Annotated in this window: 19 protein-coding genes; 14 read left to right on the forward strand and 5 right to left on the reverse strand. The window is 62.7% G+C overall.

Annotation, left to right across the window (positions count from 1 at the left end; genetic code table 11):
- Positions 1-13: 13 nt before the first annotated feature.
- A complete protein-coding gene (gene ubiA / locus ABDW57_RS09990) occupies positions 14-868 on the reverse strand; it encodes a 4-hydroxybenzoate octaprenyltransferase (RefSeq protein WP_343730058.1) in 855 nt (284 codons plus the stop codon).
- Positions 869-923: 55 nt separating this feature from the next.
- Complete coding sequence (locus ABDW57_RS09995) at positions 924-1,859, reverse strand: hydrogen peroxide-inducible genes activator (protein ID WP_176646145.1); 936 nt, start codon at positions 1,857-1,859, stop codon at positions 924-926.
- Positions 1,860-1,968: 109 nt separating this feature from the next.
- On the opposite strand from ABDW57_RS09995, the gene ABDW57_RS10000 reads away from it, so the two are divergent.
- The 5 genes from ABDW57_RS10000 to ABDW57_RS10020 are packed head-to-tail and all read left to right on the forward strand — an operon-like array spanning position 1,969 to position 5,746.
- Positions 1,969-3,150, forward strand: a complete 1,182-nt coding sequence (locus ABDW57_RS10000) for a PilT/PilU family type 4a pilus ATPase (protein ID WP_343730059.1) — start codon at positions 1,969-1,971, stop codon at positions 3,148-3,150.
- Between the two features lie 2 nt (positions 3,151-3,152).
- Complete coding sequence (rfaE2, locus tag ABDW57_RS10005) at positions 3,153-3,632, forward strand: D-glycero-beta-D-manno-heptose 1-phosphate adenylyltransferase (protein WP_343730060.1); 480 nt, start codon at positions 3,153-3,155, stop codon at positions 3,630-3,632.
- The gene (locus tag ABDW57_RS10010) at positions 3,629-3,916 is read left to right on the forward strand and encodes a hypothetical protein (protein ID WP_343730061.1); all 288 of its coding nucleotides are present in this window, start codon (positions 3,629-3,631) and stop codon (positions 3,914-3,916) included. Before rfaE2 ends, ABDW57_RS10010 begins: the two co-directional genes overlap by 4 nt.
- A 59-nt stretch (positions 3,917-3,975) precedes the next feature.
- Complete coding sequence (locus tag ABDW57_RS10015; RefSeq protein WP_343730062.1) at positions 3,976-4,713, forward strand: AraC family transcriptional regulator; 738 nt, start codon at positions 3,976-3,978, stop codon at positions 4,711-4,713.
- 58 nt (positions 4,714-4,771) lie between these two features.
- Complete coding sequence (locus ABDW57_RS10020; protein ID WP_343730063.1) at positions 4,772-5,746, forward strand: DMT family transporter; 975 nt, start codon at positions 4,772-4,774, stop codon at positions 5,744-5,746.
- Positions 5,747-5,854: 108 nt separating this feature from the next.
- Here the strand turns inward: ABDW57_RS10020 and trmL are convergent, their stop codons facing one another.
- Both trmL and ABDW57_RS10030 read right to left on the reverse strand, forming a co-directional pair.
- Positions 5,855-6,325 (reverse strand): tRNA (uridine(34)/cytosine(34)/5-carboxymethylaminomethyluridine(34)-2'-O)-methyltransferase TrmL, encoded by a 471-nt coding sequence (gene trmL / locus ABDW57_RS10025; RefSeq protein WP_343730064.1) that lies wholly within the window; start codon positions 6,323-6,325, stop codon positions 5,855-5,857.
- A 16-nt stretch (positions 6,326-6,341) separates the two neighbouring features.
- Entirely contained in the window at positions 6,342-7,151 is an 810-nt protein-coding gene (locus tag ABDW57_RS10030; RefSeq protein ID WP_343730065.1) for a ComF family protein, read from the reverse strand.
- A gap of 96 nt (positions 7,152-7,247) precedes the next feature.
- Here ABDW57_RS10030 and ABDW57_RS10035 point away from each other — a divergent pair, with 96 nt between their 5' ends.
- From ABDW57_RS10035 to ABDW57_RS10065, 7 genes are all read left to right on the forward strand, one after another.
- Positions 7,248-8,171, forward strand: a complete 924-nt coding sequence (locus ABDW57_RS10035; protein ID WP_343730066.1) for a methyltransferase domain-containing protein — start codon at positions 7,248-7,250, stop codon at positions 8,169-8,171.
- A 341-nt stretch (positions 8,172-8,512) separates the two neighbouring features.
- The gene (coxB, locus tag ABDW57_RS10040; protein ID WP_343730067.1) at positions 8,513-9,736 is read left to right on the forward strand and encodes a cytochrome c oxidase subunit II; all 1,224 of its coding nucleotides are present in this window, start codon (positions 8,513-8,515) and stop codon (positions 9,734-9,736) included.
- Between the two features lie 16 nt (positions 9,737-9,752).
- A complete protein-coding gene (gene ctaD / locus ABDW57_RS10045; protein ID WP_176646155.1) occupies positions 9,753-11,342 on the forward strand; it encodes a cytochrome c oxidase subunit I in 1,590 nt (529 codons plus the stop codon).
- Positions 11,343-11,344: 2 nt separating this feature from the next.
- Positions 11,345-11,452 (forward strand): cytochrome oxidase small assembly protein, encoded by a 108-nt coding sequence (locus ABDW57_RS10050; protein ID WP_218106232.1) that lies wholly within the window; start codon positions 11,345-11,347, stop codon positions 11,450-11,452.
- Position 11,453: 1 nt separating this feature from the next.
- The gene (locus ABDW57_RS10055) at positions 11,454-11,990 is read left to right on the forward strand and encodes a cytochrome c oxidase assembly protein (protein ID WP_343730068.1); all 537 of its coding nucleotides are present in this window, start codon (positions 11,454-11,456) and stop codon (positions 11,988-11,990) included.
- Entirely contained in the window at positions 11,990-12,184 is a 195-nt protein-coding gene (locus tag ABDW57_RS10060; protein WP_176646157.1) for a DUF2970 domain-containing protein, read from the forward strand. Before ABDW57_RS10055 ends, ABDW57_RS10060 begins: the two co-directional genes overlap by 1 nt.
- Before the next feature lie 21 nt (positions 12,185-12,205).
- The gene (locus tag ABDW57_RS10065) at positions 12,206-13,075 is read left to right on the forward strand and encodes a cytochrome c oxidase subunit 3 (RefSeq protein WP_343730069.1); all 870 of its coding nucleotides are present in this window, start codon (positions 12,206-12,208) and stop codon (positions 13,073-13,075) included.
- A gap of 41 nt (positions 13,076-13,116) precedes the next feature.
- Here the strand turns inward: ABDW57_RS10065 and ABDW57_RS10070 are convergent, their stop codons facing one another.
- A complete protein-coding gene (locus ABDW57_RS10070; RefSeq protein ID WP_176646159.1) occupies positions 13,117-13,323 on the reverse strand; it encodes a twin transmembrane helix small protein in 207 nt (68 codons plus the stop codon).
- 33 nt (positions 13,324-13,356) lie between these two features.
- Here ABDW57_RS10070 and ABDW57_RS10075 point away from each other — a divergent pair, with 33 nt between their 5' ends.
- A complete protein-coding gene (locus tag ABDW57_RS10075; protein WP_343730329.1) occupies positions 13,357-14,088 on the forward strand; it encodes an SURF1 family protein in 732 nt (243 codons plus the stop codon).
- On the forward strand, positions 14,060-14,689 hold the full coding sequence (locus ABDW57_RS10080) for a cytochrome C oxidase subunit I (protein ID WP_343730070.1): 630 nt from the start codon (positions 14,060-14,062) through the stop codon (positions 14,687-14,689). The genes ABDW57_RS10075 and ABDW57_RS10080 overlap by 29 nt, the downstream gene beginning before the upstream one ends.
- Positions 14,690-14,694 lie beyond the last annotated feature (5 nt).

Below are 14,694 nucleotides of genomic sequence, written 5' to 3' on the forward strand. Positions count from 1 at the left end.
TGCTCAATTGTGCTCAGCGTAGCGCGTAGTCCAGCGCCACGCCGGCAAAGATCACGCCGCCCAGCCAGTTATTGTGGCGGAAGGCGTAGAAGCAGGCGTCGCGCTCGCGGTTGCGGATCAGGGTGTAGTGGTAGCAGGCGATGCCGGCCGCCGCCGCCAGGCCGGCCACGAACCAGAAGCGCAAGCCCTGCTGCCAGCCGCACACCAGCAGAATCGCCAGGTGCAGCGCGTAGCACAGCATGATGATGGCGACGTCGTAGCGGCCAAAGGTGATGGCCGAGGTCTTGATGCCGATCTTCAGGTCGTCATCGCGATCGACCATGGCGTATTCGGTGTCATAGGCCAGGGTCCAGAAGATGTTCCCGATCAGCAGCAGCCACGCCAGCGGCGGCACCTGGTTCTGGATGGCGGCAAACGCCATCGGGATGCCGAAGCCGAAGGCAATGCCCAGGTAAGCCTGCGGGATGGCGAAAAAGCGCTTGAAGTAAGGATAGGTGCCGGCAATGATCAGGGCCGCCACCGACATCTGCTTGGTCAGCGCGTTCAGCGGCAGGATCAGGCAGAAGGCGATGATGGACAGGATGGCGGCAATTGCCACCGCTTCCTTGCCGCTGATGCGCCCGCTGGTGATGGGACGCTGCGCGGTGCGCTTGACGTGCTTGTCGAAGTCCTGGTCGGCATAGTCGTTGATGGCGCAGCCGGCCGAACGCATCAGCAAGGTGCCGAGCGTGAAAATCACCAGCAGGCGCCAGTCCGGCACGCCGTCGGCCGCCAGCCACATGGCGTACAGCGTGGGCCACAGCAGCAGCACGGTGCCGATGGGTTTGTCCAGCCGGATCAGGCGGAAATAGAGCTGCAGCTTGTTCATAGACGGCTTCAGAAGACAGGAAAGCGCTGATTATCGCAAATCCTGACGCCGGCCGTCACTGATCGGCGCAGAGCGTGGTGATGCCGGGCAGGTTGCACGATGCCACCACCTCGCACACGGCGTCGATGGCGGCCTTGCGGGTGAAGCTTTTCCGCCACACGATCACCACGCGGCGCGAAGGCACCGGTTCGTCGAAGGGGCGGAATTGCAGCATGCCGTCCTTGGCCGCCATGTCCGGCACCGAGGCGCGCGGCAGCACGGTCAGGCCGATGCCGCTGGCCACCATGTGGCGGATGGTCTCCAGCGACGAGCCTTCGAAGGTGCGCTGCATGCCATTGCCGGGCGCCGAGAAGCGTGCCATTTCCGGGCACACTTCCAGTACCTGATCGCGGAAGCAGTGGCCGTTGCCGAGCAACAGCATGTTCTCGGTCTTGAGGTCGTCGGCCGGAATGGTCTTGCGCTTGGTCCAGGGGTGGGCCGAGGGCATGGCCACCACGAACGGTTCGTCATACAACACTTGCATCGCCATACCGTGCTCCGGCAGCGGCAACGCCATGATGGCGGCATCCAGCTCGCCCTGGCGCAGCATCTCCAGCAGCTTGACAGTGAAGTTCTCCTGCAGGATCAAGGGCATCTGCGGCACTTTGTCGATCATGCCCTTGACCAGCGGCGGCAGCAGGTAAGGGCCGATGGTGTAGATCACGCCCAGACGCAGCGGGCCGGCCAGCGGGTCCTTGTTCTGCTTGGCGAGTTCCTTGATGGCGGCGGTCTGTTCGAGCACGCGCTCGGCCTGGGCGACGATTTGCGCGCCCAGCGGCGTGACCGAGATTTCGGCGCCGCCCCGCTCAAACAGGACCACGCCCAGTTCATCTTCCAGCTTCTTGATGGCGACCGACAACGTCGGCTGGGCGACGTAACAAGCTTCGGCCGCGTGTCCGAAGTGCTTCGCCCTGGCTACGGCGACGATATATTTCAGTTCGGTCAATGTCATGAATGTATTTGAACACACTCGATGCTGGGATGCAATAATGGTACGCCAAGTTGAGCTATTGTAGCGGAATGCTGTCGATATAATGCAGCGTATTCCTGAAAGGCGATGTATGTCCTCCACATTTGGTCCGGAAGAAGCGCAGGCGTATCTGCACAAGCTGCTCAAGGTCATGCACCATACCGGCGGCTCGGATTTGTTCATTTCCGCGGATTTCCCGCCCAGTATGAAGTCGCAGGGCGCCATGAAGCCGCTGAGCCAGCAGAAGCTGACCGGCAGCGTGACGCGCGCGCTGGCGCTGTCGATCATGAACGCCAGGCAGCAGGCCGAGTTCGAGACTGAACTGGAATGCAACTTTGCCATCTCGCTACCGGATGTCTGCCGCTTCCGCGTCAACGTCTTCGTCCAGCAGCAGAACGTGGCGATGGTGATCCGCACCATCGCCTCCGAGATCCCCTCGCTGGAAAAGCTGGCACTGCCGGAGGTGCTGAAGGACATCATCATGACCAAGCGCGGGCTGGTGCTGGTGGTGGGGGGCACCGGTTCCGGCAAGTCGACCACGCTGGCGGCGATGATCGACTACCGCAACGCCAATTCGGCCGGCCACATCATCACGGTGGAAGACCCGGTCGAGTACGTGCACAAGAACAAGGGCTGCCTGATCACCCACCGCGAGGTCGGCGTCGACACGCGCTCCTGGCACAACGCCCTGAAAAATACCCTGCGCCAGGCGCCGGACGTGATCCTGATCGGCGAAATCCGCGACACCGAAACCATGGAGCACGCCATCGCGTTTGCCGAGACCGGCCACCTGTGTCTGGGTACGCTGCATGCCAACAACGCCAACCAGACTATGGACCGCATCATCAACTTCTTCCCGGAAGAGCGGCGCAACCAGCTGCTGATGGACTTGTCGTCGAATCTGCGGGCCATCGTGTCGCAGCGCCTGATCCGCACCGAGGATGGCAAGGGGCGCAAAGCGGCGATTGAAATCCTGCTGAATACGCCGACCATTGCCGAGATGATCTTCAAGGGCAACTTCCAGTCGATCAAGGAAATCATGCAGAAGTCGCGCGAGCTGGGCATGTGCACCTTCGATCAGGCGCTGTACGAACTTTATAATAAAGGCTACATCGCCTACGAAGAGGCGCTGCGCAATGCCGATTCGGCCAACGGCCTGCGCCTGCAGATCAAACTGCACGGCGGGCGGCCGGAGCCGGGCGAGGGCGGCGGCGCGTTTGGCGCGCTGAGCATCGAAGAAGACCAACCTGAAGACGAAGACCCCAAGACCTGACTATGCCTCAATTTGAAGACAAAATTTGCACCCGCGCCGAACTGGCCGCACGTGTGGCTGCGTTGCCGAAGCCGGTGGTGCTGACCAACGGCGTGTTCGACATCCTGCATCGCGGCCATGTGACCTACCTGGCGCAGGCGCGCGCGCTGGGCGCGTCGCTGGTGGTGGCGGCCAACACCGACGCCTCGGTCAAGCGGCTGGGCAAGGGCGACGACCGGCCGCTGAACACCTGCGGCGACCGCATGGCGGTGCTGGCGGCGCTGGAGTCGGTCAGCCTGGTGGTGGACTTTGACGAGGACACGGCGCTGGAAGTGGTGCAGGAAGCGCGGCCGGACATCTACGCCAAGGGGGGGGATTACCAGATGGACGCCATCCCCGAAGGCAAGGCCGTGATTGCCTACGGCGGCGAAGCGGTGGCGATCGACTTCGAGCATGAGCGCTCGACCACCAAGCTGCTGGCCAAGGTGCGGTCGTTCAAATGAGGATCATCCTGATCCTGGTGGCGGTGCTGGCGTTCCTGGTGGCGCTGTGGGGGCCGCCGCTGATGGTGGCGCGCAGATACTGGCTGCGCGAGAACCCGTGGGCGTTCCGCAATCTGCGGTTCGTGCTGCCGGCGCAGTTGATCGCGGCGGTGACGCTGGCGTTTGCCGCCGAATTCTCCGGTCTGCGCAATCCGGCCGCGCTGATGGCGGGCGCCACCATCCTGGTGGGCCTGCTGGGCGCCGGCCTGCTGGCGCTGCTGGCCGTCTGGTCCGCCCGCCGCTAAATCCGGGGTCAGGTCCGTCATTTCTACACGAGCTGAGCTTTGGCGTTACACTGACCGGCATGACTTCCACCGAAATCGATCTGCGCAGCTACGGCCTTCCGTTTTCGGACGCACACGATTTCGCCCAAATGGTATTGCCGCTGAGCGGCAAGCTGACGCTGGATATCAACGGCAGTGGCGAGGTGCTGCACCCGTTGCGCGCCGCCTTCATCGCGCCCGGCCTGGTGCACACGCAGTTTTCGCACGAGCCGAATGCATCGCTGATCCTGGACTTTGACCTGGCCGCCGTGCCGGCCGAAACGGCGGGCCTGCTGGCGGCGCGGCCGTTCGCGCCGGTGAGCGCGGCCACGGCCAAACTGATCGACTTCATGGGCCTGCTGCAGGGGCAGGGCGCGGCCAGCGCCAGCGTGCTGGCCAACTGGACGCCGTTGCTGCTGGAATCGCTGACACAGCAGCCCCTGCGCCCGGCCTCGCGCCTGCAGGCGGCGCTGACGCAGTTTGAAGCCGCGCCCGGCCGTCCGTGGAATACCGGCAGCATGGCGCAGGTGGCCTGCCTGAGCGTAAGCCATCTGCACCGTGTGTTCCGTGAAGAACTCGACACCACCCCGCTGGCCTGGCTGAACGCCATGCGCCTGCGCTTCGTTTGCCGGCAGTTGGTGGAATCCTCGCTGCCGATCGCGCAACTGGCGACGCTGGCCGGCTACGCCGACCAGAGCGCGCTGACGCATGCCATGCGCCGCGCCATGGACACCACGCCGCTGGCTTACCGGCAGCAGAATCAGACAAAAATCCGCTAGTCCTGCACAATCCTTGCTAGCCGCCTGGCGCCACACTGTCTGCCGAAAGGAGACTGACATGTGGTACGGAGTTTTATGCGGCCTGACGGCCGGCGCCTTCTGGGGCATGATTTTTGTGATGCCGCGCTGGCTGGCGGAATTCTCGCCGGTGGAGCTGGCGCTGGGGCGCTATCTGGCGTATGGCCTGATCACGCTGGTGCTGCTGGCGCCGCGTTTGCGCCCGTTGCTGCGCCGGCTGACGCGCAATGACTGCCTGGTGCTGCTGCGGCATGCGCTGGCCGGGAACATCGTCTACTACCTGCTGCTGTCGACCGGGGTGCAACTGGCTGGCGTGGCGGCGGCGTCCCTGATTATCGGCTTGCTGCCCTTGAGCGTGACCTTGCTGGGGCGGCGTGATCACGGCGCGCTGCCGCTGCGCGCGCTGGCATGGCCGCTGGCGCTGGTGGTGGCGGGCATCGTCTGCATCAACATCGACGTCTTCAGCCATGCGAAAGCCGGCGGCCAGCCGTGGCCGATGGTCGCGCTGGGCATGCTGTGCGCGTTCGGCGCGCTGCTGTGCTGGACCTGGTACGCGGTCGACAACGCCCGCTTCCTCAAGCGCAATTTGCATTTCAGCGGCGCCGAGTGGTCCGGCCTGTATGGCATCAGCACGGGCGTGGTGGCGTTGGCGCTGGGCGCGGTGGTGCTTGCGCTGGGGGGCACTGGCGGGCCGGGCGAAGGCGGTGCGCAGCGCGACTGGCTGCGTTTCTGGATGATCGTCTCGGTAGTCGCGCTGGGTGCGTCGGTGATTGGCAACCAGCTGTGGAACATCGCCAGCCGGCGCGTGCCGGTCACGTTGTCCGGCCAGCTGCTGCTGTTTGAAACCCTGTTCGGCCTGCTGTACGGCTTTATCTACCAGCATCAAGCGCCACGTCCACTGGAACTGCTGGCGATCGTGCTGCTGATCGCCGGTGTGGCCGGCGCCGTGTGGCTGCACGCGCACCCCAAAATCGGGGTCAGCTCTGACATTCGGACACGCACGCAAGATGTTTGATGTATCTCAATACGTCAGGAGACGGCTGCAGCTGAGCGGGCGGTGAGGCGTTTTGCGCGCGATCAAACTTACACGCTGCGTGTCCGAATGTCAGAGCTGACCCCGAATTCAGGCACCGCCGGCGTAGCCGTTCTGGCGCCAGGCTTCGAACACGACGACGGCGACGGTGTTGGACAGGTTCATGCTGCGGTTGTCCGGACGCATCGGCAGGCGGATGCGCTGGGCCGGCGGGAAGCTTTCGCGCAGCGCCACCGGCAGCCCGGCGGTCTCGGAACCGAACACGAACACGTCGCCCGGCTGGAAGCTGCATTGCGCGAATGGCGACGACCCGTGCGTGGTCATGGCGTACATGCGCGCCGGATCGGGTTGGGTGTCGGCCAGGAAGGCGTCCCAGTCCTTGTGCACTTTCATGCGCGCGTACTCGTGGTAGTCAAGGCCGGCACGCTTGAGCTTGGAGTCTTCCAGCGGGAAGCCCAGCGGTTCGATCAGGTGCAGCTGCGCGCCGGTGTTGGCGCACAGGCGGATGACGTTGCCGGTGTTCGGCGGGATTTCTGGATGGACCAGGACGACGTGAAACATGCTCTTTTCTCTTTCTCTAATGTGGCGGCGTGCGCGCGAACACGAGGTTGCTCACGCACGCGGCGCCGTGGCGCTTCAATGTGGCCGCCAGTTCATGCAATGTCTGGCCGCTGGTCATGACGTCGTCAACGACGCCGATATGGCGGCCAGCCACCAGCGCAGCATCCGGCACCACGAAGGCGCCGGCGATGTTTTGCCGGCGCTGCTCGGGCGTGACGCTGCTCTGGGCGGCGGTTTCATTCACGCGCATGACCAATTGCGCATGCAGGGCGACACCCATGCTGCGCGCCAATGGCCGGGCGATTTCCAGCGCCTGGTTGTAGCCGCGTTCCGCCAGCCGCCGCGGCCCCAGCGGCACCGCACACAGCAGGGCGGGCAGGGTGTAGTCCGGGTGCGACAGCACGGCGTCGCGCAGCAGCCGGGCGCACAGCGGGGCCAGTGCCAGGCGGTGGCCGAATTTTAGCTGCAAGACCAGTTGGTCGACAGGTAAAGCGTAATCAGCCGCGACCAGCGTGCGGTCGAACGCCGGCGGATCGGCCAGGCACTTTCCGCACAGTCTACTGTCGGGGCCGTGTAGAAATGGCGGACCTGACCCCGGAGTACTGTCGAGGCCGTGTCCGAATGACAGAGCTGACCCCGAATCTGGCAGCGGGTTGGCGCAGCGCGGGCAGCGGACGAGGGCGGCGGCGGGGCCGAAGATTTGGGCCTCGCAGCCCGCGCACAACGCGTCGTCGCTGGCGCCGCCGCACAGGGCGCAGCTGTTCGGCAGCAACTGCCGCAGCAGGGCGCGGCCCCAGCTTGCCGCTCGGGCTATCTTGTCATTCATGCCACGCGGCCACGCCGAAAACCAGACCGGCAGCCGTCGCGATCGCGTGCAACCATGTACACTGCCGACATTATCGCATTACATTGATTCATCACCATGCAAGTCCCCGCTAATCCGCCCAAATTGAGCGCGCCCATCGATCTGGAGCGCGTCCGCCAGCTGTTTTCCCGCCCTGAACGTGTCGCGCCCGCCGATTTCCTGCGTCGTGAGGTATCTTCCCGCATGTTCGACCGGCTGGAATTGATTAAAATAGCGCCTCAGCGCGTTTTGGATGCCGGTTGCGGCACCGGCGCCGATCTGCCGTTGTTGCAAAAAGCTTATCCCGCCGCCCAGATCCTGGGCCTGGACGCCGCCCCAGCCATGCTGCGCGCCGCCCAAGCTCCCGGCGCCAGGTCGTCCTCGCTGAATCAGTTGCTGAGCAAGCTGTTGCCGTCCAAAAGCGGCGTCGATCTGCTGTGCGGCGATTTTGCTGACTTGCCACTGGGACCGAACTCGCTGGATCTGGTCTGGTCCAACCTGGCGCTGCACTGGCACCCGCAGCCGGACCGCGTATTTGCCGAATGGCGCCGCGTGCTGCGCGTGAACAGCCTGCTGATGTTTTCCTGCTTCGGCCCGGATTCGCTGCGCGAGCTGCGCAGTGCCTTTGCCGAGGCCGATCTGGCGCCGCATGTGCTGCCTTTCGTCGATATGCATGATTTCGGCGATCAGCTGGTGGAAGCCGGTTTTTCCACCCCGGTGCTGGACATGGAAACCATCACGGTGACCTATGACACGCCCAAAGCGTTGTTGTCCGACGTGCGCGCCCTGGGCGGTAATCCGCTGACGACATTGCGCCGCAGCATGATGGGCAAGGCGGCCTGGCAGCGTATGCTGGACACGCTGGAGCGTGGTCGTCGTTCCGATGGGAAACTCGGCCTGACCTTTGAAGTTATCTACGGTCACGCCTTCCGGCCCGCCCCCAAGCTGACTTCCAAGGGCGAAGCCATCATCCGTTTCGATCCGCCGCGCAAGCCGCGCTGAGAGGGGACGGTATGTTGCCATGCGGCGTAAGGTCCTGTGGCACACCCTAGTTGTGAAATCGATTATTTCTTGATGTGGCTCGTTTTTGTTCTATATAATCATTCACTAATTTTGCCAGCATGTCACGTCGCCAGCTATAAACCCGCGACGCCAGGCAAAATCAGGTTACATCGAGCACGAACGAGCAGTTGAATTAAGCAGAATCGAGCGTCGGCGTTGTCCCGTGGCAGGTTGCGGCACACACTGGCGTCAGTTGTTTAAGGAGCGTCGCCGGTTCAGTTCACCGATAGCCGGTAAGACGTTAAAAAAATATTTTAATTTCTTGGGCAGTTGGGGAAAACATGAAACATGCGAAGCGACTTCAAGCGTTGATGCTCGGATTGTCGATGCTGGCGGCCGGTCTGCCAGCGTGGGCAGCTGAGACCGCAGCAAGCACTGGCACCTACGCCGCCGCCACCGGCGGCACTGGCGGACCGGTCGCCAATGAACTGAACCTGCAACCTCCCGCCACCCAAATCGCTACCGAAGTCTATAGCCTGCACAACTGGATGATGGGCGTCTGCCTGGTCATTTTCATCGCTGTGTTTGGCGTGATGTTCTATTCCATTTTCAAGCACCGCAAGTCGCTCGGCCACAAGCCCGCCACCTTCCACGAATCCACCGCCGTCGAGGTGGCCTGGACCATCGTGCCGTTCCTGATCGTGATCGGCATGGCGCTGCCCGCCACCCGCACCGTGGTCGGCATGAAGGACACTTCCAACGCCGACATCACCATCAAGGTCACCGGCATGCAGTGGAAGTGGGGCTACGATTATCTGAAGGGCGAGGGCGAAGGCATTTCCTTCCTGTCCAACCTGTCCACCCCGCGCGCGCAAGTGGGCGCGCCGGGCTTTGCGCCGACCGAGAAGCGCGGCGACAACTATCTGATGGAAGTCGATAATGAGGTGGTGGTGCCGGTGCACCGCAAGATCCGCCTGATCACCACCGCCAACGATGTGATCCACTCGTGGTCGATCCCGGCCTTTGCCGTCAAGCAGGATGCGATTCCGGGCTTCGTGCGCGACACCTGGTTCAAGGCCGAGCACACCGGCACCTTCCGCGGCTATTGCTCGGAACTGTGCGGCAAGGAGCACGCCTTCATGCCGATCGTGGTGCGCGTGGTGACCGACGCCGAGTACAAGACCTGGGTCGACGGCAAGAAAAAAGAAATGGCCGCGCTGGCCGATGATCCTAACAAGACCTGGACCATCGATGAGCTGAAAACCAAGGGCGAAAAAGTCTACAACACCAACTGCGCGGTGTGCCACCAGGCCAACGGCAAGGGTGTGGCCGGCGCCTTCGCGCCGCTGGACGGCTCGGAAGTGGTGAATGGTCCCAAGGCGGAACAGATCAACGTTCTGCTGCACGGTAAGAAGAGCGGGAAATATCCCGCCGAAATGCCAGCTTGGAAGCAACTGTCGGATACGGATATCGCGGCTGTGATCACTTACACCCGCAATAGCTGGTCGAACAAGGCCGCCGAGAACATCGTTCAACCAGCCGAAATCGTGGCTGCACGTAAGTAATCAGGAGCGTTACAACATGAGCACGAGCACTTTGGATCACGCACACGACCACGATCACGCACACGACCATCCGCATGGCCTGTCGCGCTGGCTGTTCGCTACCAACCACAAGGATATCGGCACGCTGTACCTGTGGTTCTCCTTCGTCATGCTGCTGTCGGGCGGCGTGCTGGCGCTGGGCATCCGCACCGAGCTGTTCAAGCCGGGCCTGCAGTTCTTCCAGCCGGAGTTCTTCAACCAGCTGACCACCATGCACGGCCTGGTGATGGTGTTTGGCGCCATCATGCCGGCCTTCGTCGGCTTCGCCAACTGGATGATCCCGCTACAGATCGGCGCCTCGGACATGGCGTTTGCCCGCATGAACAACTTCTCGTTCTGGCTGCTGCCGCCGGCGGCGCTGCTGCTGGCCACCTCGTTCCTGGTGCCGGGCGGCGCCACCGCGGCCGGCTGGACGCTGTACGCGCCGCTGTCGACGCAGATGGGGCCGGGCATGGACATGGGTATTTTCGCCATGCACCTGATGGGCGCGTCGTCGATCATGGGCTCGATCAACATCATCGTCACCATCCTCAACATGCGCGCTCCCGGCATGACGCTGATGAAGATGCCGATGTTTTGCTGGACCTGGCTGATCACCGCCTACCTGCTGATCGCCGTGATGCCGGTGCTGGCAGGCGCCATCACCATGACCCTGACCGACCGCCACTTCGGCACCACCTTCTTCAACGCGGCCGCCGGCGGCGACCCGGTCATGTACCAGCACATCTTCTGGTTCTTCGGCCACCCGGAGGTGTACATCATGATTCTGCCGGCGTTCGGCATCGTGTCGCAGATTCTGCCAGCCTTTGCCCGCAAGCAGCTGTTCGGCTACGCCTCGATGGTGTACGCCACCGCGTCGATCGCGATCCTGTCGTTCATCGTCTGGGCGCACCACATGTTCACCACCGGCATGCCGGTGACCTCGCAGCTGTTCTTCATGTACGCCACCATGCTGATCGCGGTGCCGACCGGCGTCAAGGTATTCAACTGGATCGCCACCATGTGGCGCGGTTCGATGACCTTTGAAACCCCGATGCTGTTCGCGGTCGGCTTCATCTTCGTGTTCACCATCGGCGGCTTCACCGGCCTGATCCTGGCGGTGACCCCGATCGACATCCAGCTGCAGGATACCTACTACGTGGTGGCGCACTTCCACTACGTGCTGGTGGCCGGCTCGCTGTTCGCGCTGTTTGCCGGCTTCTACTACTGGTCGCCGAAATGGACCGGCCACATGTACAACGAGACCATGGGCAAGGCGCACTTCTGGCTGTCGCTGATCACCTTCAACATCACCTTCTTCCCGATGCACTTCCTGGGTCTGGCCGGCATGCCGCGCCGCTACGCCGACTACTCGGCGCAGTTCACCGACTTCAATATGATTGCCACCATCGGCGCGTTTGGTTTCGGCCTGTCGCAGGTGTTCTTCCTGTTTGGCGTGATCATCCCGACCATCCGTGGCGGCAAGAAAGCCGAAGCCAAGCCATGGGAAGGCGCGGAAGGCCTGGAGTGGACCGTGCCGTCGCCGGCGCCGTTCCACACCTTTGAAACACCACCGCAGTTCAAATAATCATGGCCAGCCGGAATAAACCGAACAATGTGCGCACCGCCCTGATCCTGGGCGGGCTGGCCTTGTTCTTCTTTGTGTCAGTGTTTGTCAAACGGATCTGGCTGAGCTGACATGGAAAATCGCGTCCTGCTGCGCAAGCTGATCATCATCGCGGTCGTGATGTTCGGCTTTGCGTATGCGCTCAACCCGTTCTACCGCCAGATCTGCGAAGCGCTGGGGCTGAACGTGCTGACGCAGAAGGATGGCACGGTGGAATTCGACAAGAACACGCAGGTGGATACAACCCGCGATGTGACCATCGAGTTCGACGGCAATGCCCAGGGACCATGGCGCTTCCGCCCCACGGTCAACAGCATGAAGGTGCATCCGGGCGAGCTGACCACGGTGATGTATGAAGTGGTCAACACGCAAAAGCGCGAGATGCATGCGCAAGCCATTCCCAGCTACGCGCCGCAAAGCGCGACGCCGTATTTCCTGAAAGTGGAGTGTTTCTGCTTCAAGCAGCAAACGCTGAAAGCGAATGAAGCGCGGCAGATGCCGGTGGTGTTTTACATCGATCCGAAACTGCCGAAGGACGTCAAAACCATCACGCTGTCGTACACCTTCTTCGAGGTGGGCGGCGGCCTGGTCAAGACGGCGGCCAACTGATGAGCAAGAAGCCCGGCTTCCTGTATTCGGTCAAGGCCGTGCTGTGGTCGTTTGTCGGCCTGCGCCGCAAGCGCGATTTCGATGAGGACCAGCAGGGCATGAACCCGCTCCACATCATCGTCGCGGCCTTGCTGGCGGTGGCTGTGTTCATAGGTTTACTGATAACTATCGTCAAACTCGTAGTAGCTCAATAAAAGTTGATTAGGGAGATGAAGATGAGTTCCACACATACGCACGGCGGCACTGCACCGTATTACTTCGTGCCCGGCCCATCGCGCTGGCCGCTGCTGGCGGGCATGTCCCTGCTGGTGACCATGGCCGGCGCTTCCGGCTGGGTCAATGACGCCGCGTGGGGGCCGGCCGCCAATCTGCTTGGCATCGTGGCCACGCTGATTGTGCTGTACTTCTGGTTTGGCGACGCCATCAAGGAATCCGAGGGCGGCTTGTACAGCCAGCGCATCGACCATTCCTACCGCTGGTCGATGGGCTGGTTCATCTTCTCGGAGGTGATGTTCTTTGGCGCCTTCTTTGGCGCGCTGTTCTACGCGCGCACCATCACCATGCCGTGGCTGTCGGACCTGGACCACAAGTTCATCTGGCCGGACTTCGCCGCCCATTGGGGCAATGTCGGCCCGGCCGGCACGGTGGAAGAGTTCAAGACCATGGGGCCGTTCCCGATTCCGACCATCAACACCGCGCTGCTGCTGACCTCGGGCGTGACGCTGACCATCGCCCACCACGCGCTGCGTGCCGGCCACCGCGCGCAAACCGCGATCTGGCTGTTTGCCACCATCCTGCTGGGCGCGGTCTTCATGGGTTTCCAGGCGTATGAATACCACCACGCTTACACCGAACTGAACCTGAAACTGACCTCGGGCATCTACGGTTCCACCTTCTTCATGCTGACCGGCTTCCACGGCTTCCACGTGACCATGGGCGCGATCATGCTGTCGGTGGTGCTGTACCGCGTGCTGCGCGGCCACTTCACGCCGGACCACCACTTCGCGTTTGAAGGCGCGGCCTGGTACTGGCACTTTGTGGACGTGGTCTGGCTGGGCTTGTACGTCGTGGTGTACTGGCTGTAAACTCCAGAGACACCAAAGCCGCACTCCGGTGCGGCTTTTTTTTATCCGGTGCGGATGCCGGTCGGGTGGATGTAGCCGAGCCGGTAGGCCAGCAGGATCAGCAGGAACAGGGTGATCGACAGCGCCACGCGCACCGCCAGCGCGCGCACGGTGTTGTTGCTGCGGCCCTTGTCGCGCATCAGGAAAAAGAATGCCGCCCCCAGGCTGCCGATGATCAGGATGAACGCGATGGCAACGGCAATTTTCATGGCATGAAGGAGCGGTGATTTGATCGAGGTTCCATTGTAATGGCGTTCCGCTTTAAATTGATTCCTTTCGTGGCCACGGTGCTGGTGGCGGCCCTTGGCATACAACTCGGCAACTGGCAAACCCGCCGTGCCGAACAGAAAATCGCGTTGCAGGAAAAGCTGGCGCAGGGCGCCCAGGCCGCGCCGCTGGTGCTGGACGGTGCGCCACTGGCGGCCGACGCGGTGGCCTACCGCCGCGTGACCGCGCGCGGCACCTTCGTGCGCAACTGGCCGGTCTATCTGGACAACCGTCCATATCAGGGCCGGGCCGGTTTCTACCTGCTGATGCCGTTTAAAATATCAGGCTCGAATATGCATGTGCTGGTGGCGCGCGGCTGGCTGCCGCGCGATCCGGCCGTGCGCGACAGGCTGCCGGCCTATGCCACCCCGGACGGCGAGGTGACGCTGCAGGGCGTGGCGCGCCTGAATGCAGGCCATGTGATGCAATTGGGCAGCGCACCGCCGCTGACGCCAAATGCCATCGTGCAAAATGCCGATCCCCTGCAACTGGCCAAGGACAGCGGCCTGACCATGCAGCCGTTTGTGCTGGAGCAGGGCGCCCCGGCCCAGCCGTCCGGCGACGATGCGCAGATGGTGCGCGACTGGCCGGCGCCGGCGCTGGGCGTGGAAAAACATCAAGGCTACGCCTTCCAGTGGTATGCGCTGGCGGCGATGGCGGTTATCTTTTTTGTAGCGAATGGATTCAGACGTGGAAAAACCAAGTAAGCAAGGCCGTGGGCGCTGGAAACTGTTCGCGGTGCTGGCCGTGTGCGCGGCGCCGCTGATTGCGTCATACTTCACTTATTACGTGATCAAGCCCAAGGGCGGCGTCACCAATTACGGCGCGCTGATCGATCCGCGCCAGTATCCGATCCCGGCCATGGCCAGCACCACGCTGGACGGCAAGCCGGCCAGGCTGGAGGACTACAAGGGCAAGTGGATCATGCTGAAGGTGGGGCCGTCCGACTGCCAGCAGGAGTGCCAGGACCAGCTGTTTGCCATGCGCCAGTTGCGCACCATGCAGGGCAAGGAAATGGGCCGCATCGAGCGGGTCTGGCTGATCACCGACGATCAGCCGCTGGACACCATGCTGCTGCGCGTCAACGACGGCACCCGCATGCTGCGCGCGCCGGCCGGCGTGCTGGAGAAGTGGCTGCCGCTGGAAAGCGGCGTGGCGGACAAGGCCGCTGATCATGTGTACCTGATCGACCCGCTGGGCAATCTGATGATGCGCTTCCCGAAAGGGGCGGTGTCCAGCGATATTGAAAAAGTGAAGCGGGTCCACAAGGACATCGCCAAATTGTTGAAGGCTTCGGCCATAGGTTAATTTGT

This window comes from Duganella sp., assembly GCF_039595735.1.
In the GTDB taxonomy this organism is placed as follows: domain Bacteria; phylum Pseudomonadota; class Gammaproteobacteria; order Burkholderiales; family Burkholderiaceae_D; genus Rugamonas.

What these genes read in the sequence shown, in the direction of transcription:
- ABDW57_RS10000 (WP_343730059.1), top strand. Translation starts at nt 1,969, where the DNA reads ATGTCCTCCACATTTGGTCCGGAAGAAGCGCAGGCGTATCTGCACAAG.
- ABDW57_RS10010 (WP_343730061.1), top strand. Translation starts at nt 3,629, where the DNA reads ATGAGGATCATCCTGATCCTGGTGGCGGTGCTGGCGTTCCTGGTGGCG.
- ABDW57_RS10015 (WP_343730062.1), top strand. Translation starts at nt 3,976, where the DNA reads ATGACTTCCACCGAAATCGATCTGCGCAGCTACGGCCTTCCGTTTTCG.
- ABDW57_RS10080 (WP_343730070.1), top strand. Translation starts at nt 14,060, where the DNA reads ATGGATTCAGACGTGGAAAAACCAAGTAAGCAAGGCCGTGGGCGCTGG.
- ABDW57_RS10060 (WP_176646157.1), top strand. Translation starts at nt 11,990, where the DNA reads ATGAGCAAGAAGCCCGGCTTCCTGTATTCGGTCAAGGCCGTGCTGTGG.
- coxB (WP_343730067.1), top strand. Translation starts at nt 8,513, where the DNA reads ATGAAACATGCGAAGCGACTTCAAGCGTTGATGCTCGGATTGTCGATG.
- ABDW57_RS10055 (WP_343730068.1), top strand. Translation starts at nt 11,454, where the DNA reads ATGGAAAATCGCGTCCTGCTGCGCAAGCTGATCATCATCGCGGTCGTG.
- ABDW57_RS09995 (WP_176646145.1), bottom strand. Translation starts at nt 1,859, where the DNA reads ATGACATTGACCGAACTGAAATATATCGTCGCCGTAGCCAGGGCGAAG.
- ABDW57_RS10020 (WP_343730063.1), top strand. Translation starts at nt 4,772, where the DNA reads ATGTGGTACGGAGTTTTATGCGGCCTGACGGCCGGCGCCTTCTGGGGC.
- ABDW57_RS10065 (WP_343730069.1), top strand. Translation starts at nt 12,206, where the DNA reads ATGAGTTCCACACATACGCACGGCGGCACTGCACCGTATTACTTCGTG.
- ctaD (WP_176646155.1), top strand. Translation starts at nt 9,753, where the DNA reads ATGAGCACGAGCACTTTGGATCACGCACACGACCACGATCACGCACAC.
- ubiA (WP_343730058.1), bottom strand. Translation starts at nt 868, where the DNA reads ATGAACAAGCTGCAGCTCTATTTCCGCCTGATCCGGCTGGACAAACCC.
- trmL (WP_343730064.1), bottom strand. Translation starts at nt 6,325, where the DNA reads ATGTTTCACGTCGTCCTGGTCCATCCAGAAATCCCGCCGAACACCGGC.
- ABDW57_RS10030 (WP_343730065.1), bottom strand. Translation starts at nt 7,151, where the DNA reads ATGAATGACAAGATAGCCCGAGCGGCAAGCTGGGGCCGCGCCCTGCTG.
- ABDW57_RS10070 (WP_176646159.1), bottom strand. Translation starts at nt 13,323, where the DNA reads ATGAAAATTGCCGTTGCCATCGCGTTCATCCTGATCATCGGCAGCCTG.
- ABDW57_RS10035 (WP_343730066.1), top strand. Translation starts at nt 7,248, where the DNA reads ATGCAAGTCCCCGCTAATCCGCCCAAATTGAGCGCGCCCATCGATCTG.
- ABDW57_RS10050 (WP_218106232.1), top strand. Translation starts at nt 11,345, where the DNA reads ATGGCCAGCCGGAATAAACCGAACAATGTGCGCACCGCCCTGATCCTG.
- rfaE2 (WP_343730060.1), top strand. Translation starts at nt 3,153, where the DNA reads ATGCCTCAATTTGAAGACAAAATTTGCACCCGCGCCGAACTGGCCGCA.